Here is a 20655-nt window from a genome sequence, read left to right on the forward strand (position 1 = left end):
ACTATACTTGGACTGAGGTGAGGGCGCTGGATACACCTGTTACCCAGGATCACCTTTCGAAGCCTCCCCGGCTGCCGGGGAGGCTTTCGTTTTGGCGGGTTGGTTCTTGTCGCCCTTCGGGATCACGGAAAACAACTCCGCCCTCGGCTTGCGCGCCGTCAACTCCAGAATGGCTCGATCCCTGACCAGATTGCCGTAGCCGTCGTTGCGCTGGGTCGGGTTCTCCAGCGCAGTCATGCGACCGGTCAGGTGTACGATGCTGGCTGCTCCCAGGGCGCTTGCGATCTGCATCCACATGTCGTCGACGCCGTAGCCTTGGCCGCTGCGGCTGGTGTAATGGTGTCGCCCGAGGTAGAGAACCTCCGGGTTCTCCAGCACAGGCAGGCCGTGCCGAAGGCGTCCGACATTGATGGCGGCATGTTGCGCATCTGTCAGCCGGCCAATGACGACGAATGCCGGGCGCAATCCCGCGGCGATCATCGACAGATTGAGTCGCACCAGAGCTTCGGCATCCGGAAAAAGAGGCATGGTGATCCCCGCACAACTTCAGGGGTCATCATGCCTTGCCTCAGGTATGTTCTCAACTGGGCGACTCCAAGGTCACCAGGGCTCCTGCCATGTCACGGCCCGAGCCGGTCGGCACCGTGCAGCCCTGGGCTGTCAGGTCGAGCCCGGCTTGTGGGGCGTCACCAACTCGATCTTCAGCTCACCGCCGACGGGGCGGGCCGCAATGGTGGTCTTGATGATGCGTTGGGGACTTGCGCAGTTCGTCCACGAAAAAAGAAGCCGCGCAGCGGGCGCTGCGCGGCTTCCCCCTCAAGCAGTGCGGGCGAGGCGGCGGTCGCGGCGGCGGTCGAGCCAGCGGCGGGCCTTTACCCGCATCATCAGCGCGCTCGGCGTCACGATCAGCGTCAGTACCGTGGCGAAGGTCAGGCCGCACACCAGGGCGATGGACAGCTGCGACCACCACTGCATGCTCGGCGCCCCCACCGAAACGTGGCGGGCCACGAAGTCGATGTTCACCTGGAACATCATCGGCAGCAGGCCGAGGCCGGTGGTGATAGTGGTCAGCATCACCGGCCGCAGGCGCTGCACGCCGGTGCGCAGGATGGCCTCGTGGGGGTCGGCGATCTCGTGCTTCAGGCGGTCGTAGGTGTCGATCAGCACGATGTTGTTGTTCACCACGATGCCCGCCAGCGCGATCACGCCGATGCCCGACATGATGATCCCGAACGGCTGCTGGAAGATCAGCAGGCCGAGGAACACGCCGATGGTCGACATCACCACCGCGCTCAGGATCAGGAACGCCGAGTAGAAGCTGTTGAACTGCGTCACCAGGATGATCGCCATCAGGAACAGGGCGATGCCGAAGGCCTGCATGAGGAAGGCCTGGCTTTTCGCCTGTTCCTCGTCCTCGCCCTTGAACTCGATGGTCAGGCGCGGGTCGAGGTCGCCTTCATCGCGCATCCACGCCTGCAACTGCGCCAGCTTGTCGGCCACCAGCAGGCCCTGGGCGACGTCGGCGGAGACGGTCACCACCTGCTGGCCGTCGACGCGGCGGATTTCGCCGGTCTTGGGCTGCGCCTGGCGGGTGACGAAGGCCCCCACCGGCACCGTGCCGTTGGGCGTGTTGACGGTGATGCGGTCGAGCTGGTCCAGCGTGCGGTATTCGTCGGGGTAGCGGGCGACGATGTCGATCTCGTCGTCGGTATTGTCCGGCCGGTAGGAGGTGAACTTGAGGCCGTTGGTGACCATCTTCACCATGTCGCCGACGCTGCGCACGTCGATGCCGTAGCGGGCGGCCTCGGCGCGGTCGACGGTCAGCTTCCACTCGATGCCCGGAATGGCGCGGGTGTCCTCGATGTCGGTGAAGCCGCCCAGCTGCGCCATGCCCTGGCGGATGCGCGCCGCCGAGGCATAGAGCATGTCCTTGTCGGTGCCGCTCATCTGCACCTGGATGGGCTTGCCGACCGGCGGGCCCTGTTCCTGCTCGCGCACTTCGATGGTCAGGCCGGCGAACTCGGGCGCGCTGGTGCGCTCGCGGATCTCGGCCAGGATCTCGCGCGCCGGGCGGCGGTTCTCCCAGTCGGCGAAGTCGAGGCCGACGGAGCCGATGACGTCCTCCGCCGCCTCGCGGTCGGCGGCGTTGCGGCCGGTCTTGACGTAGACGGCTTCCAGGCCGTCCATCTCCAGCGCCACGTCCTCCACCTGCCGCACCATGGCGTCCATCTCGTGGACCGACAGGTTGCCGCGGGCGTGGACGTAGATGAAGGCCATTTCCGGCTCGACATCGGGGAAGAACTCGATGCCACGGCCGAAGGCGCCGTACAGCACCTGGCTGCCGATCAGCAGGCCGACGGCGGCCAGCAGCACCTTGCCGGGGCGCTTCAGGGTGAAGTCGAGCACGCGGGCATAGGTGCCGGTCAGGCCGCGCAGGTCGCGCACGTCGCCTTCCTCGCTGGCGGCGATGGCCTTCATGGTCTCGGGGTCGGCCTCGCCGGGGCGGCCGAAGATGGCGCCCAGGGTCGGCACGAAGATCAGCGCCATGAACAGCGAGGCGGTCAGCGTCGCCAGCAGGGTATAGGGCAGGTACTTCATGAACTCGCCCACCACGCCGGTCCAGAACGCCAGCGGCAGGAAGGCGGCAAGGGTGGTGGCGGTGGAGGCGATGACCGGCCACGCCATGCGCTTGGCGGCCAGGGCATAGGCCTCGCGGCGGTGCAGGCCCTCGGTCATCTTGCGGTCGGCATATTCGGTGACGACGATGGCGCCGTCCACCAGCATGCCGACGGCCAGGATGAGGCCGAACAGCACCACCATGTTGATGGTCAGGCCGGCCACGCCGATGACCAGGATGGCCATGAGGAACGAGCCGGGAATGGCGACGCCCACCAGCAGACCCGACCGCAGGCCGAGCGCCCCCACCACCACCACCATCACCAGCAGCACCGCGGCGATGACGTTGTTGGTCAGGTCGTTCAGGCTGTTGCGGATCTCGATGGACTGGTCCTGCATGTAGGTGACGTCGATGCCGACCGGCCAGCCCTGGCGCTCGCGCTCTACCACCGCGCGCACCGCCGCCACCGTCTCGATGATGTTCTCGCCGGTGCGCTTGACCACTTCCACCGTCAGGCCGGGCTTGCCGTTGACGCGGGCGAAGCCTTCCGGGTCCTCGAAGCCGCGGCGGCCGGTGCCGATGTCGGCCAGGCTGACGATGCTGTTGCCCTGCACCTTGATGGGCAGGTTCATCACCTCCGGCACCGTCTCGATCAGGCCCGGCACCTTGACGGCGAAGCGGCCGGCGCCGCTGTCAAGGTTGCCGGCGGCCACCAGGGTGTTGTTGCCGGAGAAGAAGCGCACGAAGTCGTCGGCGGTGAGGTTGTAGGCTTCCACCAGGGTCGGGTCGATGATGACCTGGCCCTGTTCCTCGCGGTCGCCGCCGATGTTGGCTTCCAGCACCTGCGGCAGGCCTTCCACCTCGTCCTGCAGGGCCTTGGCGACGGCCAGCAGGGTGCGTTCCGGCACGTTGCCCGACAGGGCGATGACCAGCACCGGGAACAGGCTGAAGTTAACCTCGTTCACCTTCGGCTCGTCGGTGTCGGAGGGCAGTTCGGTCTTGGCCTTGTCCACCTGGCGGCGGACGTCGTTCAGGGCCTTGTCGGCGTCGAAGCCAGCCTCGAACTCCAGCAGCACGTTGGCGCCGCCCTCGAAGGCGGTGGAGCGCATCTCCTTGACGCCCTCCACCGTGCGCAGCTCCTTCTCCATCGGCTTGATGAGCATGCGCACGGCATCGTCCGGCGAAATGCCGGTGTGGCTGAGCGACACGTAGATCAGCGGGATGTTGATGTCCGGCGCCGATTCCTTGGGGATCTGCACGAAGGTGATGCTGCCCGCCAGCAGGATCAGGGCGAGGGTCGACAGGACCGTGCGCGCATGGTGGATGGCGGCGTCGATGATGGCGTTCATTGGGTCAGGCCCTCCTGCACGCCTTCCGGCACCTGCCCGATGGAGGGGCCGGCGGCGGCGGGCGGGGCGGTGGGGGCCGGGGCGAGCACCGGCGTCACCCGGTCACCGGCGCCGACGAATTCCTGGCCGACGGTGATGACGCGGATGCGGTCGGGCAGGCCGGTCAGCCACACGGCTTCGGTGCTGGCGCCCATCATCTCCACCGGGTGGAAATGCACGGTGTCGCTGTCGTCGACGGTCTTGATGCCGATGGTGCCGGCATCGTCGAGCGTCAGCAGCGCCGGCGAGATGCGGTGCGCCGTCACGTGCCGCAGCGGCAGCCGCAGTTCGGCGGTCTGGCCCTCGCGCAGGCTCATGTTGGGGTTCGGCACCTCCACCTCGACGATGAAGGTGCGGGTGTTGGGGTCGGCCACCGGCGACACGAAGGTGACGGTGCCGTCCAGTTCCGGGCCGTTGAAGATGGAGGCATGGCCGATGGCGCCCACCTCGATGTCGCCCACCCGGCGCTCGGCGATTTCGGCGCGGATGACCAGCGGGTCGAGGTCGACCAGGGTCGCCACTTCGCCGCCCGGCGACAGCACGTCGCCCACTTCCACCGGCCGGCTGGCCAGCACGCCGCCGAAGGGGGCGCGGATGGTGGTGCGGTCGATGTCGAGGCGGATTTCGGCCAGGTCGGCCTGGGCTTCCTCCAGCGCCGCCTTGGCCTGGGCCAGCTTGACGCGGGAGGCGAAGTTGCGCGCCTGCAGGTCGCGGGCGGCGTCGTGCTCGATGCGGGCCTGCTCCACCTTGGCCTGGGCGCGGCCGAGGCGGGCCTGGCGGTCGCCGGGGGCGATGCGCAGCAGCACGTCGCCTTCCTTGACCAGATCACCGCGCCGCTTCAGCACCTCCGCCACCTGGCCGGAGGTTTCGGAGCGGATGGTGAGGGTGCGGTCGGCGATGGTGCGGCCGCTGGCGACCAGGGTGTCGATGCGCTCGGCGGCGATGGACTCGGCCACCCGCACCGGCGTCGGCTGACGCTCCACCTCGCGGTCGGCGGGGGAATCGGCGGCCGGGCCGCTGGCGGAAAAGGCTCCCGACCCGATCCAGGCAACGGCGGCCAGCAGGATGAGGGCGGCGATGACGGTCGAACGGCGCATGGCGGAGTTCACTTCGCGGCTAGGCGGGACGAGGCACCGGGCGACGGCATGGCGTCCCCCGGCGCCGGTGCCGTCGCGACGGAATCGCCGCGCGATTGCAGGGTCTGCTCGGCATCGGAGAGGGCCGCCACCAGCGCCTCGCCATGCCGGTCAATGTGGTCGATCAGGGCCCGGTACATGGTGAAGCCCAGGTCATGGACGAATTTCTGGCCCGGTGTCAGGTTTTCCGGCGGACACTGCATCATCATGTCCAGTTCCATCTGATGGGCGGCCCGATAGGCCTGCAGAAGCCCGGCCACATGATCCGACGGCAGCAGATGGGCCAAGGTGAGGACGACCAGCGTGTCGGAGCGGAACCTGTCGGGCTGGGGCGGCGCCATCATCCGCGCGGTCAGCGCCTTCAGCCCCTCGGCAGTGAGGCGGTAAACCTTCTTGTCGGGGCGGCGGGCCTGTTCCTCGGCCGTACACTCCACAAGCCCCTCCGCCGTCAGGGCGGTGAGGGCCGGGTAGATCGATCCGAAGCTGATAGGATGCAGGCAGCCGTAGCTGCCTTCCTCGAACATCTTGCGGATGTCGTACCCGGACGCCGGCCCGTTCACGAGCGCCCCCAGGCACAAGGTCTTGGCGTCCATTCGAAAGGCTCCACGGCGGCAGGGGGTATCGGACCGATATAGCAAAATATCGGATCGATATATAACGACCTGATATAGATGCGCAAGCCCTTCTGCCGGTGGTGCCCGCACGGCTGGTATACGCAGGCGGCGGCGCGCGGATCACGGGCGCCCCGGCGCGTGGCCCTGCGACGCAATGCTGCAATGCAGCAGAATGGCTCGTGACGCTCCGGCTTGCGCGGGTATACTGGCGGCGCGAGAGATTGTCCCCCGCCCGGAAGGAGAAGTCGGTGAGTCTGGAGATCCTGCGTGCCGTGCCCAAGGAGCCCGAACTGGCGGCCATGGCGGCGCAGCGTCCGCCGCTGCTGTTCGTCCACGGCGCCTTCTGCGGCGCCTGGATCTGGGAGGAACACTTCCTGCCGTTCTTCGCCGACCGCGGCTGGGAGGCCTGCGCCGTATCCCTGCGCGGCCACGGCCGCAGCGGCAACCGCGACGACCTCGACCGCTACGGCATGTCGGACTTCATCGCCGATGTCGGGCAGGCAATGGCGGATCTGCGCCGGCCGGCGGTGCTGGTGGGCCATTCCATGGGCGGCATGGTGGTGCAGAAGGTGATGGACGCGCCGCCGCCCGGCGCCCCGCGGCCGGTGGGCGTGGTGCTGATGGCGTCGCTGTCGCCCTGGGGCCTGTGGCCGACCAGCACCTTCATGATGACCGCCCGGCCGGACCTGCTGCGCGAGATCGCCATGATCCAGCTGGTGGGGCCGGAAGCCGCCACGCCGGCCGGCATGAAGGCGGCCATGCTGTCCGACCACGCCGACCCGCGCGACGCCGAGCGCTGGTACGCCCTCATGCAGCCGGAGTCGCGGCTGGCGACGGTGCAGCTGTCGTGGCTGGTGCCGCCGCTGCCGACGGTGCTGCCGGAGTCGCGGCCGCCGGTGCTGGTGCTGGGGGCGGAGCGGGACGTCTTCGTTCCCCCGGCGGTGGTGGAGGCGACCGCCTGCTACTACAAGGCCGACGCCCTGCGGATCTTCCCCGATACCGCCCATGCCATGATGCTGGAACCGCACTGGCACGAGGTGGCGGAATACCTGGAAACGTGGCTGATGCGCTTCGACCGGCGCAGGTAGGAACCGGGCCAGCTTTCTGTTGCAAGTGGCCCTGGTTTCCATTCCTATGCTGTCGAGTGGGGATGGAGGCTGCATAAAAATGAGGGACAAGGAGCCTGAGGCCAATCCGGCGCCGGCCGCCCCGGATTTTGCCGCGGTCTTCGCCCAGGGCGGCGAGGGGCAGATGGTCTGCAGCCTCGACGGCACCATCCTGGCCGCCAATGCCGCCCTCTGCGACCTGCTCGGCCGTCCGGCCGGCGACCTGCTCGGCCGTCCCTTCACCGATTTCATCGAACCGCGCGACCGCGCCGCCCTGGCCGGGCGCCTCGACCGCCTGCTGCGCGGGCCGCTGCGGGTGCTGCGGCGCGATACCCGGTTCCTCCACGCCCGCGGCGCCCTGGTGTGGACGGCCCTGACCCTCAGCCTGGCCGCCGATACCGGCAGCGGGCCGGGCGACGAGGCGGGCGCCGGGCCGGCGCACTCCCTCACCTCCATCGCCGCCCTGGGCGGGCTGGAGCGTCCGCCGCGGCTGGTGGCGGTGGTGCGCGACATCACCGACAGCAAGCAGATGGAACAGATGCTGCTGGCCAGCGAGCGCCGCCATCGCACCATCTTCTCCGCCCTGTCGGAAGGCTTCGCCGAGGTGGACGGCGACGGCCGCATCGTCGAGGTCAACGACGCCCTGTGCGGCATGCTGGGCGTCGGCCGCCAGGACATCGTCGGCCGCCCGCTCACCGGCTTCCTGACGCCCGAGGGCGCCGCCGCCCTGGCGGTGGAGATGGACCGCCGCGACGGCCTGATGGACCGCGCCTTCAGCCTGTCGTTCCGCCATGCCCTGGGGCGCGAGGTGCTGACCCAGGTCTACCCGGCCGGCCTGGCCGACCGGCCTGGCGCCGGCGGCGGGGCGGGCGGCTTCATCGCCGTCATCGTCGACACCACCGAACGCAGCCTTGCGGAACGCGCCCTGGCCGCCAGCGAGGAGCGCTACCGCCGGCTGGTGGACAGCATGCAGGATGGCCTGATCCTGCTGCGCGACGGCCGGTTCGACTTCGTGAACGAGGCCGCCGGCCGCATCGTCGGCCTGTCGCCGGCGGTGCTGGTGGGGCGGCCGTTCCTGTCGGTGGTGGCGCCGGAGGATCAGGCCCTCATCGCCGACCGCTACGACCGCCGCCTGCGCGGCGAACCGGTGCCGAAGGAGTACGAGGCGCGGCTGGTGCGGGCCGACGGCAGCCGCGCCGTGGTGAACCTGCACACCACCCTCATCACCGCGCCCGACGGCGCCCGCCTGCACATCGCCACCATCAAGGACATCACCGAGCGCAAGCGCATCGAGGACGAGCTGCGCACGCTGTCGTCGGCGCTGGACCAGTCGGCGGCGGCGGTGGTGATCACCGATGCGCGCGGCATCATCGAATACGTCAACGACCGCTTCACCAAGCTCACCGGCTGGGACGCCGACGAGGTGAAGGGCCGCCCGGCCGAGATCCTGGCCGATCCCGACGGCGGCCCGGAAGCCGATGCCATGGCCAAGGCCATGAGCCAGGGGCGGCCGTGGAAGGGCGAGGCGCGCGGCCGTCGCAAGACCGGCGAGGTTTATTGGGAGCACACCTCCATCGCCCCGGTGCGCGATGCCGACGGCGGCATCACCCACTACGTCGCGGTGAAGGAGGACATCACCCGCCGCAAGGAAAGCGAACATCGGGTGTGGCAGCAGGCGAACTATGACGCCGTCACCGGCCTGCCCAACCGGGTGCTGTTCCAGGACCGCCTGGCCCAGAGCCTGACCCGCGCCCGCCGCCGCCGCGGGGAACGGCTGTGCGTCATGTTCATCGACCTTGACCGCTTCAAGTACGTCAACGACACCCTCGGCCACGAGGCGGGCGACGAACTGCTGCGCGAGGTGGGGGTGCGGCTGGCCTCCTGCGTGCGGGAGAGCGACACCGTGGCGCGTCTGGCCGGCGACGAGTTCACCGTCCTGCTGCCCGACCCCGGCGCCGACAAGGACATCACCGCCGTCGCCGTGCGCATCCTGGAAATGCTGCGCGAACGCTTCCTCATCGCCGGCGGGCGGGAGGTGTTCGTCGGCGGCTCCATCGGCGTGGCCCTGTTCCCGGCCGACGGCGAGGATACCGCCACCCTGCTGAAGAACGCCGATACCGCCATGTACCGGGCGAAGGAGAACGGTCGCAATACGTACCAGTTCTACACCCCGGAGATGAACGCCGAGGCGGTCAGCCGCCTGCTGCTGGAAACCGACCTGCGGCGGGCGGTGGAGCAGGGGGAACTGGTGGTCCACTTCCAGCCGGTGGTCGATGCCGGCGCCCGCGCCGTCACCGGGGCGGAGGCGCTGGTGCGCTGGAACCACCCGCAGCGCGGGCTGGTGCCGCCGCGCGAGTTCCTGCCGGTGGCGGAGGAAATCGGCCTTATCCAGGACATCGGCCTGATGGTCCTGCGCACCGCCTGCCGCGAGGCGGCGGTGTGGCGGGCGGCGGGGCACGAGGATCTGGTGGTGTCGGTGAATGTCGCCGACCGTCAGGTCACCACCGGCCGCCTGCATGTTTTGGTCAACCAAGTGCTGACGGAAACCGGCCTGCCGGCCCGCTGTCTGGCGCTGGAGGTGGGCGAAAGCCTGCTGGTGCGCGACCTGCCGGTCATCGACGAGGTGCTGGGCGGCATCGCCGCGCAGGGCGTGCGGCTGGTGGTGGACGATTTCGGCACCGGCTATTCGTCGCTGCAGCACCTGCGCCGCTTCCCCTTCGGCACTCTGAAGCTCGACCGCTCCTTCGTCCGCGACGTGCTGGACGATGCCGAGGACAAGGTGCTGGTGGAGACGGTGATCGCCATGGCCCGCAAGCTCGGCCTGTCGGTGGTGGCGGAAGGGGTGGAGACGGCGGCGCAGCTGGACTGGCTGCTCGGCCAGTACTGCGACCTGTTCCAGGGCTTCCTGTTCGGCCGGCCGCTGCCGCCGCAGGAGTTCCGCGCGCTGCTCGGACGGCCCTTGCAGGAGGTGGAGGCGGTGGTCGGCTGACGCATCGCCAGCCGGCGCCATCGCCAGCCGACCCCGCAAAAAGGGGGAGGCGTCTGGCGGGGGGACGACCAGACGCCTCGGGAGGGGATACCGGTGGCCTGTGCGGGCCGGAGGGGTATCACTCATACAACGCCCGGCTGCGCGGGTGGTTCCACGACGGCGCGAAATTTTTCCACCCTTCGCCATGGTGCGACGGCCCCTTGGAAACCCGACGCCCGCGCACGATACTGAAGGGCAGGACGCTCCTTCTCCACCAGGACAGCAGGGCAGGGTGACGGCCGCATGATTTCCGATCAGGACGCCTTGCGCGTGATCTCCACCGCCATCGACCGCATCGGCATTCTGTGCCGCGGCATGGACCGCACGCGCTTCATCGAAACCTACGACAAGGACTGGACCTTCGCCGCCGCCATCGCCTTCCAGCTGGTGCAGATCGGCCAGCTGGTGGGCGGCATGATGGCCGGCGGCCGCAGCGGGCGCGAGCGCGACGCCGTGCCGGTGGCCGGCCACCCGGAAGTGGACTGGCAGGGCTTCGTCGATCTGGCCGAAATCCTGGTCGAAACCCATCCGCGCGCCACCGCCGGCCCGCTGTGGCAGCAGATCGAGGTCGAACTGCCGACCCTGTCGCAGGCCATCCGCGGCCTGGTGCGGTGACGGTGGCGGCCGCCACCCGCCGGGTCCGACGTCCGCCGGTGGCGGCGGCGCTGCTGCTGGCGCTGCTCCTTGCCGCCTGTGCCGGCCAGACGCCGGGCACGGGGGAGGATGGCGCTGCCGCCGGTGCGGTGGCGGAGGTGCTGGACGGGTATCTGGTCTATCGCGAGCCGCTGATCCTGCCGCCCGAGGCGCTGGCCGACGTGCGGCTGGTGCGCCTGGACGCCGAGGGGACGCCGGATCACCTCGTCGCCGCCGCCGAGATGCCGGGGCCGCTGCTGCCGGTGACGCCGTTCCGGCTGCTCTATGATCCGTCCTATGTGGCGGCGGTGGGCGGCCGGCTGGGGGTGGCGGCGGTGATCAGCGTCCGCCACCACACGCTGTTCAGCACCGAACGGCCGGTGCCGGTCACCCTGCCGCGGTCACCGGCGGCCGATGCGCTGGTGGTGCCGCTGTACGGGCAGTGGGACACGGTGTCCATCGGCGGCTGACCCGCCGCCGGTCGGCGGGCCGGCGGGCCGGAGCGTCAGACGGAGCGGGTCTGCAGGGCGCGGCGGAAGGAGGCGCGGTCGTCCTCGCGCGAGAAGTAGATGGTGATGGTCTTGGTCACCATGTCGTCGGCGATCTCCTGCACCTGCACGCTCCAGTCCCCCATGCAGTAGCGTTCCAGCCAGCGCTCGATCTGGCCGAGCGGCTTCTGGGTGGTCAGCTTGGTGGCGCAGCGCGGCGCGGTGATGGTCGGCGTCATGTCCCGTCCCTCGGACCTTTTCAGTGTTAGCCTCGCCCCCATGCCCTGTCTGGCCGAGGGGCGGCGCCCGGGACAGTGACGGCCGTCACAGGCGGCGGCACCGTCCGGTGCGTGGGTAACAATCCTAATCCTGCGATGTTCCTGGAGGCATGAAAACGGCGCGGTCGTCGTTGGTGCGGGCATCCAGGGTACGCCACACGCCGGCCCCGAAGGCAAAGAAGCGGACGCAGCTTTCCTTGCCCTGGCCGAGTCGGTCCCAGCGGACGCAGAGGGTGTCGCCGTCCTGCCGCCACTGGCCGGCGCTTTCGCCGCCGCCGCTGCCGTCGCGACGCTGCCAGACGATGCGGGCGGTGCCGTCGGCGGCGAAGCTCTGGCTGCCGGTGGAGCCGGGGGCGCGGAAGTCCCAGGCGGCGCCGCCGGCCAGCAGGTCAGCCAGACCGTCGGCCGACAGCACCTTGTCGCCGCCCACGTCCTGGGCAACGGCGGGCAGGGCGAGGCCCAGAGCCAGCAGCAGGGCGACCGGGCTCATTCGCCGCCGCCCAGCGTCACCGGGTTGCCGGAGAACAGGGCCACCAGTTCCGCCTGCCGGTTGGTGTCGGTCTTGCGGAACAGGCTGCGCAGGTGGAAGGCGATGGTGGTGCGGGCGACGCCGAAGGTCTCGGCGATCTCGTCCAGCCGCTGCCCGTCGGCCAGCGCCACCGCCAGCCGGGTTTCGGCCGGCGTCAGGCCGTAGAGGCGGGCCAGCAGGTCGGTCGGGATGCGTGGCTTGCGCTCCGGGTCCGACACGAAGACCACCACCGCCGGATGCTCCGGCCCGGCGTCGTCCGGGCGGTGCAGGGGGCACACCAGGGTGACCAGCGCCCGCGCCCCCGACGGCCGCGGCAGGGCGACGCCGCCCTCGCCCTGGCCCTGGCAGTCGCCGCCGAGCGCCGCGGCCAGGGCGGCGTCGATGAGCGTCTTCAGCTGCGCCGTTTCCTTCGGCGTGGCGCCGCGCAGATGACCGCCGGACAGCAGCAGGCCGTCCTGTTCGTCCAGCAGGGCGCGGCCGGTCTGGTTGGCGAACACCAGCCGACGCTCCGCATCCAGCAGGAACATGCCCAGCGCGACGCGGTTGAAGGCTTCCGTCGCCACTTCAAAGGTCACGCGGGCGGAGCGTTCGACCAGCGCCATGAAGGCGTCGCGTGCCTTCTCCGACTCGCCCACCGCCTTTTCGCGCATGCGCTCCACCTGCGACAGGCGGGCGCCGATGGTGGCCAGCATGTCGTCGAAGTCGATGGGCTTGGTGAGGTAGTCGTCGGCCCCGGCGCGCTTGCCGGCGATGACGTCGGCGCGGCCGGCCAGCGCGGTCAGGAACACGAAGGGCACGTCGGCAAGGTCGGGGCGGCGCTCCCGCACCTCCTTCAGCACGTCATAGCCGCTCATGCCGGGCATGGTGATGTCGCACAGCACCAGGTCGGGTGTCAGGGTTTCCAGCACGGCCAGGGCCTCGCGTCCGTCGCCCGCCTCGGTGACGTCATAGCCGGCGTCGCGCAACTCGTCGGCGATGTCGGCGCGCAGGCCCGGTTCGTCCTCGACGCACAGGATCTTCTTGCTCATGCCCCCTCAATCCCTTCCAGAACGCCGGCCACGGCGGTGGCCGTGCCGGCGTCGGCGGCGGTATCGGCGGCGGTGGACGGTACAGCGTCCGGCAGCCGCACGGTGAAGGTGGAGCCGGCGCCTTCGCGGCTCGTCACCAGAATGTCGCCGCCGTGCAGCCGCACGATGTGGCGCGCGAAGGCCAGGCCGATGCCGGTGCCGGCGATGCCGGACGCCGTGCGGGCGCGGAAGAAGCGCTCGAACAGGCGCGGCAGGTCGTCGGCGGGAATGCCGACGCCGGCGTCGCGCACGCTGATCAGCACGTCCCGGCCTTCCGTCCGTGCCAGTATCTCAACCGGAGCGGGCGCCGTCGAGTACTTGACCGCATTAGACAGGAGATTGCTGAGCGCCTGTTCCATCATGGTGGTGTCGATGGTCACCAGCGGCGGCAGGGCGCCGAGGTCGAGGGCGATCACCCGGTCGGGCGCGATTTCCCGCTGCCGCTCGGCGACGAAGCGGACCAGGGCGGCCAGATCGCCGGGGCGCGGCTCCACCGTCACCTCGCCGGCATCCAGGCGGGCGGCGTTGAGGGTACTGTCCATCAGCGCCGTCAGCCGCAGCACGGCGCTGCGGATCTTGCCGGCGCGGTCGCGCACTTCTTCCGGGTCGGTGTCGTCGGCGCGGCGCTGCAGGCGCTGGGCGGCGGCGTCAATGATGGCCATGGGGGTGCGGAACTGGTGCGACACCATGGACACGAAGCTGCGGTAGAGGTCGGTCAGCCGCTGCGCCCGCGCCAGCGCCTGTTCCAGGGCGGTGGTGGCCCGCACGTAGGGGGACACGTCGGCCACCCGCAGCACGGTGCCGCCGCCGGGCATGCGGCGGACGGAGACGCGGCACCAGCAGTCGTCGGCAAGCCGCACCTCCACGTCGGTGTCGGCGTCGCCGTCCAGGATGCCGGGCACCCCCAGCCGCGCCAGTTCCGCCGCCACCGCCGGCAGCGGCGCGGCATCGGCGAACAGGTCGGGGCGGCCGGGCAGCAGGGTCTGGATGTGGCGGTTGGCGTGCATCAGGCGGCCGTCGGGGCCATAGGCGGCGAAGCCGTCGGGGGCGGTGTCGATGGCCGACACCAGCCGCTCCTCCACCTGCACCAGGTCGGCGGTGCGGGCGGCCACCATGTCTTCCAGATGGTCGCGGTGGCGCGACAGTTCCGCCTCCGCCTCGGCGCGGTGGCGCAGGCCGCGCATGAGGCTGAGGGCGAGCACGGTGCCGCTCGCCATGATGCCGACGCCGTAGCCGAGCAGTTCCAGCAGCAGCAGGTGGCGGCGCGACTGCAGGGTGATGGCGTGGTCGCGCTCCGCCAGCATCACCCGGTTGGTGAGGTCGCGCAGCTCCTGCCCCAGCGCCAGGGCGCCGCTGCGCAGCTCCTCCGCCGACATGATCTTCCCGGCCTGGGCCTCCGCCAGCTGGCGGTCCAGGGTCGCCGCCGCGGTCTCCAGCCCCGTCAGCGCCGCGTCCTCGCCCAGGCTGCGCAAGTAGGCAGCGGGGGCGCCCGCCTGCAGCACCGCCAGCCGGCTGAGCAGGATGTCGAAGCGGGCGCCGAGCGCGTCGGCCTCCATGTCCGGGTCGGCGATGGCATAGCGGCCGGCGGCATCGGCCACCCGCACCGCCTCGTATTGCGCCTGGGCGCTCAGCCACACCAGGTTTTCCGGCACCCCGCGGGAGATGTCGGCCTCGATCTCGGCCAGCCGGACGCCGGCCACCACGATGCTGACCACGAACACCACCACCGCCGCCAGAGACAGCAGGTAGGCGCGACGGCCGGGGGCGCTCAGCGCACGCGCAGGGTTTTCAGCTGCCATACCCATCGGTGGTCCCTGCGGCCGTTCTTCAGTTCGGGATGGTCGTCGCGCGGATAGACGATCCACAGCGGCCCCTTGTCGCGGGCGGTCAGCTCCTTGCCGTTCATACTCAGGGCGATCAGCACGTCGTAGGTCTCGAAGTCGCTGACCGGGATGCGGATGCGGTAGTCGTTGAGGGCGATGGCCTCCACGGTCTCGCCCTGCGCCGCCACCGCCCGCAGCACGTCGCGCAGCAGCACGCCCTCGAAGGTGGGCACGCCGTCGGTCCAGGTGGTGGAGGTGCGCAGAGTGCGCAGGCCGAGGGCGTGCAGCATGGGGCGGTCGAACACCGCCGCGCCGTCGCGGTTGGTGGCCCCGATGGCGCCTTCGACCACCAGCAGCGGCGGTTGCGTCGGTTCCGGCAGCGCGACCGGATCCGGCCGCGCAATGGCGGCGGCGGAGGCCGGCGTCACGGCAGCCAGCACCAGCAGCACCAACAGGGCGGCGACTACGCGCACGGCGGCGGACCTTTCACGGCGGGCTGCGGCGGCGCGGGCGCGCCAAGCCGGAGGAACGGAAGGGCAAGGCCGGAAGTATGGAACCGTCGCGATTGGCTGGCAAGCGTCAGCCCGGGGGCGGATTTTTCGCTCCGCCGACAAAAATCCGCCGTGCCCTGTTCATCCGAACGGGGCGGCGGGGCGGGCGGCGCGGCATTGTCCGCTCATCGACGCCGACCGATCCACGGCGCGATGTTCAGATGTCCGACGTCCGGCCCGGCGCACCCATCCGCCAGGGCCTGTCCGGGGGACCGGTGCCGCCCTGGGGGGAAACTTGGCGGCACCGGTCTGCCCCCGCCGCAACACCGATGGCAGTGCCCGCCCCCCGCGTGGACCCGCCGCCATCGGCCAAGCCCGCCGTCTGCCGGGACCCGCCACCTTCCCCGGCAGACGGCGGCACCTTCCTACCCTTACCCTGCTCACCGACCAGAGCCTTCACCCCTGCGGCCTTTGTCGCAGGGGTGCCTTTTTTGTGCATGATGTTCAACGAGACGTTGACCCCCCGGCGGTGGAAATGCCTAATACCGACGGGCGATCCTCCCGGGATGCTCACTACCCATAAGTGGCAACAGCCGATCGTTCGTCATGATACACTCGCACCAGAGCGCCGCACCCGATGCCCGCCCGACGGCCGGTTCCGAGCCCGCCGGCGCCGCCGATCCGCTGGATGCGGTGCTGCGCCGCCTGGGCGAGGACGTGCTGACCGAGCCGCTGCCCGACTCCCTGCTGTCCCTGCTGCTGGCGCCGCCGCCGGCCGCTCACGGCGCCCCCGGCGCCTGAGATACAACCGCCGGGGCGGGCCAGGTGTTGCTTTCACAACAGGCAACACAGCACGGAGCCCGAGCCATGGCTGAGGACGATCGTCGTCCGCTGTCCGACCGGCCGCCGCCGGAAACCCTGACCGACCGCGATCCGCCGTCCACCCCGCGCGGCGCCCACGGGCCGCACGCCGGCAAGCCGGTCTATGTCGGCGTGTCGCGCACGGTGACCAACATCTACATCCTGTTCCTGGTGGGGGTGTTCATTCCGCTCGCCACCGCCGCCGGCGCCATCTGGGCCGGCTCCGCCCGGCGCACCGCGACGCCCGAGGAACGCACCCACTACACCTTCCAGATCGGCACCTTCTGGGGCACGCTGGCGGCGGTGGTCATCGGCGCCCTGCTCAGCTACGCCTATGTCGGCTGGCTGATCCTGATGCTGTGGGCGTTCTGGATCGTCATCCGCACCGTCAAGGGCATGAGCTGGGCCGGTCGCGGCGAGCCGGTGCCGGTGCCGGAAAGCTGGATGTTCGGCGGCGGCGGGCCGGAACGCCCCGGCGACCGCGGCGCCCCGCCGCCGTAACGGCGCGGCGACGGAGAAAGGGCGGGAGCCGCACGGCCCCCGCCCTTCGTCTTCGTCTTCCGCGTCGGTGCCGTCCGAGTCGCCTCAGCCTTCCGAAATGCCGGAGACGGTGCGGGCGGTGGTTTCGGCGGCGGCGCGGGTGGCAAGGTCGGCGGTGGCGATCAGCCCCACCAGTTCCTTGCGGCTGTTGAGCACCGCCAGCCGGCGGATCTGGCGGTCGGCCATGATGCGCGCCGCCTCGTCGATGGTGTCGTCCTCATAGGCGTACTCGACGCCTTCCGTCATGGCGTCGGAGGCCTTGGCCGTGTTGGGGTCGAGCCCCTTGGCGGTGCCGTTCAGCACGATGTCGCGGTCGGTGATGGTGCCGACCAGGCGGCCGTTGTCCGACACCGGCATCATGCCGATGTCGTACTGCTTCATGGCATTGGCGACCTGTTTCAGGGTCATCGTCGGGTCCGCCAGACGGACGTTCTTGGCCATGATTTCCTTGACGCGCTGCGCCATGGTCTTCCTCCGTTTCCCGTGAGCGGGGCGGCCGGCCGGGTGCCGGCTCTTGCTCAGACAACGGCGGCCCTGCCGGCCGGGTTCAGGCGCGGGCGGCGGTGGAGGCGGCGGCAGCAGGGCGGCGGGCGGTCCTGGCCTTGCGCGCCTCGGCCGCTTCCTCCCACGCCGCCACCAGTTCCCCGGCGCGGTGGGCGGCGGTGTGGGCGGCCAGCACCTTGCGGCGGGCGCGCGCGCCCATGTCCCGTGCTGCGTCCGCCGGCATGTCGGTGAGCAGGCGGGCGACCTCCTCCGGTCGCTCGGCGATGATGATCTCGCGGTCGGCCTCGAACAGGGCGTCCAGCCCCTCCCAGCGGTCGGAGACGATGGGCGTGCCGCAGGCGGCGGCCTCGAACAGCCGCACGCTCGGGCTCCAGCCGGCGCGGATCATGTCGGCGCGGGTGACGTTGAGGGTGAAGCGCTGGGCGTTGTAGAAGCTGCGGTGGTCGGCCGGCGGGCAGTGCTCGATCCGCTCCACGTTGGCCGGCCAGGCGATGTCGCCCGGATACTGCGGCCCGGCCACCACGAAGCGGCTGTCCGGCGCCTGCCGGGCCGGTTCCAGCAGCAGGCGGTCGAGGGTGGGCTGGCGGTCGTCGGAATAGGTGCCGAGGTAGCCGAGGCCCCAACGCTCCCCCGTGTCCTCCGGGTAATAAAGCGTCGGGTCGACCGAACAATACAGCGCCCGCGCCATGGGCACGCCGTAGTCGTCCTCGATGCGGCGCAGGGTGGGGCCGCCGGTGAACGACAGATAGAGGTCGAAGCCGGGCATCACCTCCGGCGCCAGATACTCGAAGTCGCCGCGGGTCAGCTTGGCAAGCGTCACCGGCGTGTCGATGTCGTAGAAGGCGACGACGCCGCGCGCCGTCTGCTGCGCCCAGCGGCAGACCTCCACCCCGTCCGGGACGTAGGAGCCGACCACCACCAGATCGGCCCGCGCCACCGTGGCGGCATGCTGCTTCAGGGCGTCCAGCGACGGGTAGAGGTGGGTGACGCACCACGGCGGATGCGGCATGTCGCGGTTGGCGGCGTACCACGGCACGTCGCGTTCCAGGAAGGTGACGCGATGGCCGGCGGCATCCAGTTCCCGCACCAGGGCGCGGTAGGTGGTGGCGTGGCCGTTGCCCCACGACGAGGTGATGGACAGTCCGATGAAGACGATGGACAGGCTGCGGCTCATGATGCGCCCTCCGTCGCCACGGCGGCGCCGGTATCGCGGCCTTCCAGCAGCCGTTCCACCTCCAGCGCCCGCTGGTCGTAGGTGTGGTCGGCCAGCACCCGCGCCCGGCCGGCGGCGCCGATGGCGGCGGCGCGCTCGGGGCTCAGGTCGGCCACATGGGCGGCGACGGCGGCGCCGTCGGCGGCCACCAGCACCTCGCGGTCGGGTTCCAGGAACTGGTCGATGCCGGTCCAGGCGTCGGTGATGAGGCAGGCGCCGGCGCCGCAGGCCTCGAACACCCGTGTCGGCGGCGAATAGCCGGTGCGCGCCATGCTGTCGCGGGTGATGTTCAGCACCGCCCGGGCGGAGCAGTTGAAGGCGTTGTGCTGGTGGGTATAGACGTGCCCGAGCGACCGCACGTTGGCCGGCATGGGCTTGTCGTCCCAGCCCGACCCGCCCATGAGGAAGCGCTTGTCCGGCGCCAGCGCGGCGGCGCGCAGGAAGAATTCCTCCACCCGCGCCTCGCGGTCGGGCAGCCGATTGCCGAGGAACGACAGGTCGGCGGCAAAGGCCGGATCGGCCGGCACCGGATGGTGGGTGGCGGGGTCGAGCGCGTTGTAGACCGGCACGCAGGCGCGGGCGCCGAGGGCTTCATAGGTGCTGACCACCGGCGGGCCGCCGCCGTAGGTCAGCACCATGTCGAAGTCCGGCACCAGCGGGCCGAGGCGGTCGTCGGGGCTGGTGTGGATGCTTTCCAGCGTCGCCGGGGCGTCGACATCCCAGAATACTACGCGGGTGCGCGGTGACTTCAGCGCCAGCACCGCCTGTTCCAGATAGGCGTCGAGCACGCCGACGCCGGAGGCCTTCACCACCAGGTCGGCGCCGCGCGCCTCCTCCAGGCAGCGGGCGGCGGCATCCTCGCAGGGCTTGTAGACCACCACCCGGCACCACGGCGGCGGCTCTATGTCGCGGTGCTGCTGGCGGTCGAAGGCGTCGGGCTCGTAGAAGGTGATGCGGTGGCCGCGCCGGGCCAGCGCCCCCAGGATGCCGCGGTAATAGGTGGCGGCGCCGTTCCAGTAGGCGGAAACGATGCTGGAGCCGAAAAAGGCGATCTGCATTCAGGCGACCTCCACGGGCGAGGCTTCGGTGAGACCCAGGTCGGCGAGCACGGAGAGCAGCTCCTCGACCCGATGGGCGCAGGTGTGGCGGGCGCCGATGGTGGCGAGGCCGCGCGCCCGCAGGGCGGCGGCAAGGTCGGCATCGTTCAGCACGGCGCGCAGGTGGGCTTCCATCTCGGCGCCGTCGCGGGCGACCAGGAAGTCGGCGCCGGGGGTGAACAGCCCCTCGGCATCGTCCCACGGCGCGGAGATGAGCGGGATGCCGCAGGCCAGCGCCTCGAACACCCGGATGGTGGGGATGCCGGGCAGGATCTCGCTGTAGAACCGGCGCGGCACGTGCACGGTCACCCGGTGGGCGGCGAAGACCTCCGGCGCCCGGTGGTTGGGCAGCCAGCCGGCGTAGGCGATGCCCGCCGCCGCCAGGGCCTGCTTCGCTTCGTCCGGGTAGCGCACGCCGTGGACCTTGGCGCGCAGGGACAGCCGCTCCACCGGCGCGAGCAGGAAGCGCGCCAGTTCCTCCGACCGCTCGCCGTCGCCCCAGTTGCCGATCCACACCAGATCGCCCTCCGGCGCGATGCCGTCGCGGGGGCGGAACAGGGCGGTGTCGGCGGCCTCGTGCCAGGTCCAGGCGCGGTCGCTCCAGCCCTGGTCGAGGTAGAGGCGGCGGATGACCTCGCCGAAGGCCAGCACGCCGTCGTAGGCGGAGAGGTCGTAGGCCGCCATCTCCTGCGGGGCGCTGACGCTGCGGTGGTGGGTGTCGTGGAACAGCAGGCGGAAGCGCCCGCCCGCCGCCCGCCGCCGGCCGATGGCGGCGACCAGGGCCGGGTCGTTCCATTCATGCACCAGCACCGCGTCGGCGCCCTCAAGCGCCGCATCGAGATCGAGCGTCGCCGGGTCGTAGAGGGTGGAGCGCAGGCCGGGGAAGGTGTCCTGGATGGCGGCCAGCGCCGCCTCGCCGTGGTCGGCCAGCAGGTTCTGCCGCGACCAGCCGTCGGCCGGCTCCCACACCGACACCGCATGGCCGCGCGCCTGCAGCTCGCGCACCACGCCGCGCAGGAAGTGGGCGTTGCCGTGGTTCCAGTCCGACAGCAGCGAATGGTAGAACAGCACGAACTTCACAGGGGAACCTCCGTCGTCGCGCTCCGCTCCGCCGGCTGCGGGCGGCGGGCGAGAAGCTCGGTATAGGCGGCGAGGTAGCCGCCGGTCATGGCCTCGGCGCCGTACAGGCGGGCGCGCAGGCCGGCGGCGGCGGCCAGGGCGTCGCGCTCGGCCGGCGCGGCG

The 20655-nt window shown here is 70.8% G+C and carries 19 protein-coding genes; 6 read left to right on the forward strand and 13 right to left on the reverse strand.

Annotation, left to right across the window (positions count from 1 at the left end; genetic code table 11):
• Positions 1-39: 39 nt before the first annotated feature.
• The 4 genes from ABD056_RS16720 to ABD056_RS16735 form a co-directional block, all read right to left on the reverse strand.
• Entirely contained in the window at positions 40-528 is a 489-nt protein-coding gene (locus tag ABD056_RS16720) for a hypothetical protein (protein ID WP_343868457.1), read from the reverse strand.
• 288 nt (positions 529-816) lie between these two features.
• Positions 817-3966: an efflux RND transporter permease subunit gene (locus ABD056_RS16725; protein WP_343868459.1), complete on the reverse strand. Its 3150-nt coding sequence runs from the start codon at positions 3964-3966 to the stop codon at positions 817-819.
• Positions 3963-5102 carry an efflux RND transporter periplasmic adaptor subunit gene (locus ABD056_RS16730; protein ID WP_343868461.1) on the reverse strand — a complete coding sequence of 380 codons (1140 nt, stop codon included), beginning with the start codon at positions 5100-5102 and terminating at the stop codon, positions 3963-3965. The genes ABD056_RS16725 and ABD056_RS16730 overlap by 4 nt, the downstream gene beginning before the upstream one ends.
• Positions 5103-5110: 8 nt before the next feature.
• Positions 5111-5734 carry a PadR family transcriptional regulator gene (locus ABD056_RS16735; RefSeq protein ID WP_343868464.1) on the reverse strand — a complete coding sequence of 208 codons (624 nt, stop codon included), beginning with the start codon at positions 5732-5734 and terminating at the stop codon, positions 5111-5113.
• 269 nt (positions 5735-6003) lie between these two features.
• On the opposite strand from ABD056_RS16735, the gene ABD056_RS16740 reads away from it, so the two are divergent.
• From ABD056_RS16740 to ABD056_RS16755, 4 genes are all read left to right on the forward strand, one after another.
• A complete protein-coding gene (locus ABD056_RS16740; RefSeq protein WP_343868465.1) occupies positions 6004-6843 on the forward strand; it encodes an alpha/beta hydrolase in 840 nt (279 codons plus the stop codon).
• Between the two features lie 79 nt (positions 6844-6922).
• A complete protein-coding gene (locus ABD056_RS16745) occupies positions 6923-9850 on the forward strand; it encodes a PAS domain S-box protein (protein ID WP_343868467.1) in 2928 nt (975 codons plus the stop codon).
• Positions 9851-10132: 282 nt separating this feature from the next.
• Positions 10133-10504: a ribonuclease HepT family protein gene (locus tag ABD056_RS16750; protein ID WP_343868468.1), complete on the forward strand. Its 372-nt coding sequence runs from the start codon at positions 10133-10135 to the stop codon at positions 10502-10504.
• Between the two features lie 2 nt (positions 10505-10506).
• Positions 10507-10992: a YbaY family lipoprotein gene (locus ABD056_RS16755; RefSeq protein WP_343868470.1), complete on the forward strand. Its 486-nt coding sequence runs from the start codon at positions 10507-10509 to the stop codon at positions 10990-10992.
• A gap of 35 nt (positions 10993-11027) precedes the next feature.
• Here the strand turns inward: ABD056_RS16755 and ABD056_RS16760 are convergent, their stop codons facing one another.
• The 5 genes from ABD056_RS16760 to ABD056_RS16780 form a co-directional block, all read right to left on the reverse strand.
• Entirely contained in the window at positions 11028-11249 is a 222-nt protein-coding gene (locus ABD056_RS16760; RefSeq protein ID WP_343868472.1) for a hypothetical protein, read from the reverse strand.
• A gap of 124 nt (positions 11250-11373) precedes the next feature.
• The gene (locus ABD056_RS16765) at positions 11374-11778 is read right to left on the reverse strand and encodes a hypothetical protein (RefSeq protein WP_343868474.1); all 405 of its coding nucleotides are present in this window, start codon (positions 11776-11778) and stop codon (positions 11374-11376) included.
• Positions 11775-12845 carry a response regulator gene (locus ABD056_RS16770; protein ID WP_343868477.1) on the reverse strand — a complete coding sequence of 357 codons (1071 nt, stop codon included), beginning with the start codon at positions 12843-12845 and terminating at the stop codon, positions 11775-11777. The genes ABD056_RS16765 and ABD056_RS16770 overlap by 4 nt, the downstream gene beginning before the upstream one ends.
• Positions 12842-14683, reverse strand: coding sequence for a sensor histidine kinase (locus ABD056_RS16775; protein WP_343868479.1), 1842 nt, complete (start codon positions 14681-14683; stop codon positions 12842-12844). Before ABD056_RS16775 ends, ABD056_RS16770 begins: the two co-directional genes overlap by 4 nt.
• Positions 14653-15180 carry a putative pterin-binding protein gene (locus ABD056_RS16780; protein WP_343868481.1) on the reverse strand — a complete coding sequence of 176 codons (528 nt, stop codon included), beginning with the start codon at positions 15178-15180 and terminating at the stop codon, positions 14653-14655. The genes ABD056_RS16775 and ABD056_RS16780 overlap by 31 nt, the downstream gene beginning before the upstream one ends.
• 624 nt (positions 15181-15804) lie before the next feature.
• Between ABD056_RS16780 and ABD056_RS16785 the strand changes: the two genes are divergently transcribed.
• A complete protein-coding gene (locus tag ABD056_RS16785; protein WP_343868483.1) occupies positions 15805-15999 on the forward strand; it encodes a hypothetical protein in 195 nt (64 codons plus the stop codon).
• 66 nt (positions 16000-16065) lie between these two features.
• Positions 16066-16560, forward strand: a complete 495-nt coding sequence (locus tag ABD056_RS16790) for a DUF4870 family protein (protein WP_343868485.1) — start codon at positions 16066-16068, stop codon at positions 16558-16560.
• Between the two features lie 84 nt (positions 16561-16644).
• Here ABD056_RS16790 and ABD056_RS16795 read toward each other — a convergent pair whose 3' ends face one another.
• From ABD056_RS16795 to ABD056_RS16810, 4 genes are all read right to left on the reverse strand, one after another.
• Positions 16645-17064, reverse strand: coding sequence for a CBS domain-containing protein (locus tag ABD056_RS16795; RefSeq protein ID WP_343868486.1), 420 nt, complete (start codon positions 17062-17064; stop codon positions 16645-16647).
• An 82-nt stretch (positions 17065-17146) separates the two neighbouring features.
• The gene (locus ABD056_RS16800) at positions 17147-18277 is read right to left on the reverse strand and encodes a CgeB family protein (protein ID WP_343868488.1); all 1131 of its coding nucleotides are present in this window, start codon (positions 18275-18277) and stop codon (positions 17147-17149) included.
• Entirely contained in the window at positions 18274-19374 is a 1101-nt protein-coding gene (locus tag ABD056_RS16805) for a CgeB family protein (protein ID WP_343868490.1), read from the reverse strand. The genes ABD056_RS16800 and ABD056_RS16805 overlap by 4 nt, the downstream gene beginning before the upstream one ends.
• The gene (locus ABD056_RS16810) at positions 19375-20493 is read right to left on the reverse strand and encodes a CgeB family protein (protein WP_343868492.1); all 1119 of its coding nucleotides are present in this window, start codon (positions 20491-20493) and stop codon (positions 19375-19377) included.
• Between the last annotated feature and the right edge of the window lie 162 nt (positions 20494-20655).

Origin of the sequence: Caenispirillum bisanense, from assembly GCF_039523075.1 — a bacterium.
In the GTDB taxonomy this organism is placed as follows: domain Bacteria; phylum Pseudomonadota; class Alphaproteobacteria; order Rhodospirillales; family Rhodospirillaceae; genus Caenispirillum; species Caenispirillum bisanense.

Coding starts and splice junctions, on each gene's coding strand:
- ABD056_RS16735 (WP_343868464.1), bottom strand. CDS start 5,734: ATGGACGCCAAGACCTTGTGCCTGGGGGCGCTCGTGAACGGGCCGGCG.
- ABD056_RS16790 (WP_343868485.1), top strand. CDS start 16,066: ATGGCTGAGGACGATCGTCGTCCGCTGTCCGACCGGCCGCCGCCGGAA.
- ABD056_RS16720 (WP_343868457.1), bottom strand. CDS start 528: ATGCCTCTTTTTCCGGATGCCGAAGCTCTGGTGCGACTCAATCTGTCG.
- ABD056_RS16800 (WP_343868488.1), bottom strand. CDS start 18,277: ATGAGCCGCAGCCTGTCCATCGTCTTCATCGGACTGTCCATCACCTCG.
- ABD056_RS16785 (WP_343868483.1), top strand. CDS start 15,805: ATGATACACTCGCACCAGAGCGCCGCACCCGATGCCCGCCCGACGGCC.
- ABD056_RS16750 (WP_343868468.1), top strand. CDS start 10,133: ATGATTTCCGATCAGGACGCCTTGCGCGTGATCTCCACCGCCATCGAC.
- ABD056_RS16745 (WP_343868467.1), top strand. CDS start 6,923: ATGAGGGACAAGGAGCCTGAGGCCAATCCGGCGCCGGCCGCCCCGGAT.
- ABD056_RS16730 (WP_343868461.1), bottom strand. CDS start 5,102: ATGCGCCGTTCGACCGTCATCGCCGCCCTCATCCTGCTGGCCGCCGTT.
- ABD056_RS16775 (WP_343868479.1), bottom strand. CDS start 14,683: ATGGCAGCTGAAAACCCTGCGCGTGCGCTGAGCGCCCCCGGCCGTCGC.
- ABD056_RS16725 (WP_343868459.1), bottom strand. CDS start 3,966: ATGAACGCCATCATCGACGCCGCCATCCACCATGCGCGCACGGTCCTG.
- ABD056_RS16770 (WP_343868477.1), bottom strand. CDS start 12,845: ATGAGCAAGAAGATCCTGTGCGTCGAGGACGAACCGGGCCTGCGCGCC.
- ABD056_RS16805 (WP_343868490.1), bottom strand. CDS start 19,374: ATGCAGATCGCCTTTTTCGGCTCCAGCATCGTTTCCGCCTACTGGAAC.
- ABD056_RS16765 (WP_343868474.1), bottom strand. CDS start 11,778: ATGAGCCCGGTCGCCCTGCTGCTGGCTCTGGGCCTCGCCCTGCCCGCC.
- ABD056_RS16795 (WP_343868486.1), bottom strand. CDS start 17,064: ATGGCGCAGCGCGTCAAGGAAATCATGGCCAAGAACGTCCGTCTGGCG.
- ABD056_RS16760 (WP_343868472.1), bottom strand. CDS start 11,249: ATGACGCCGACCATCACCGCGCCGCGCTGCGCCACCAAGCTGACCACC.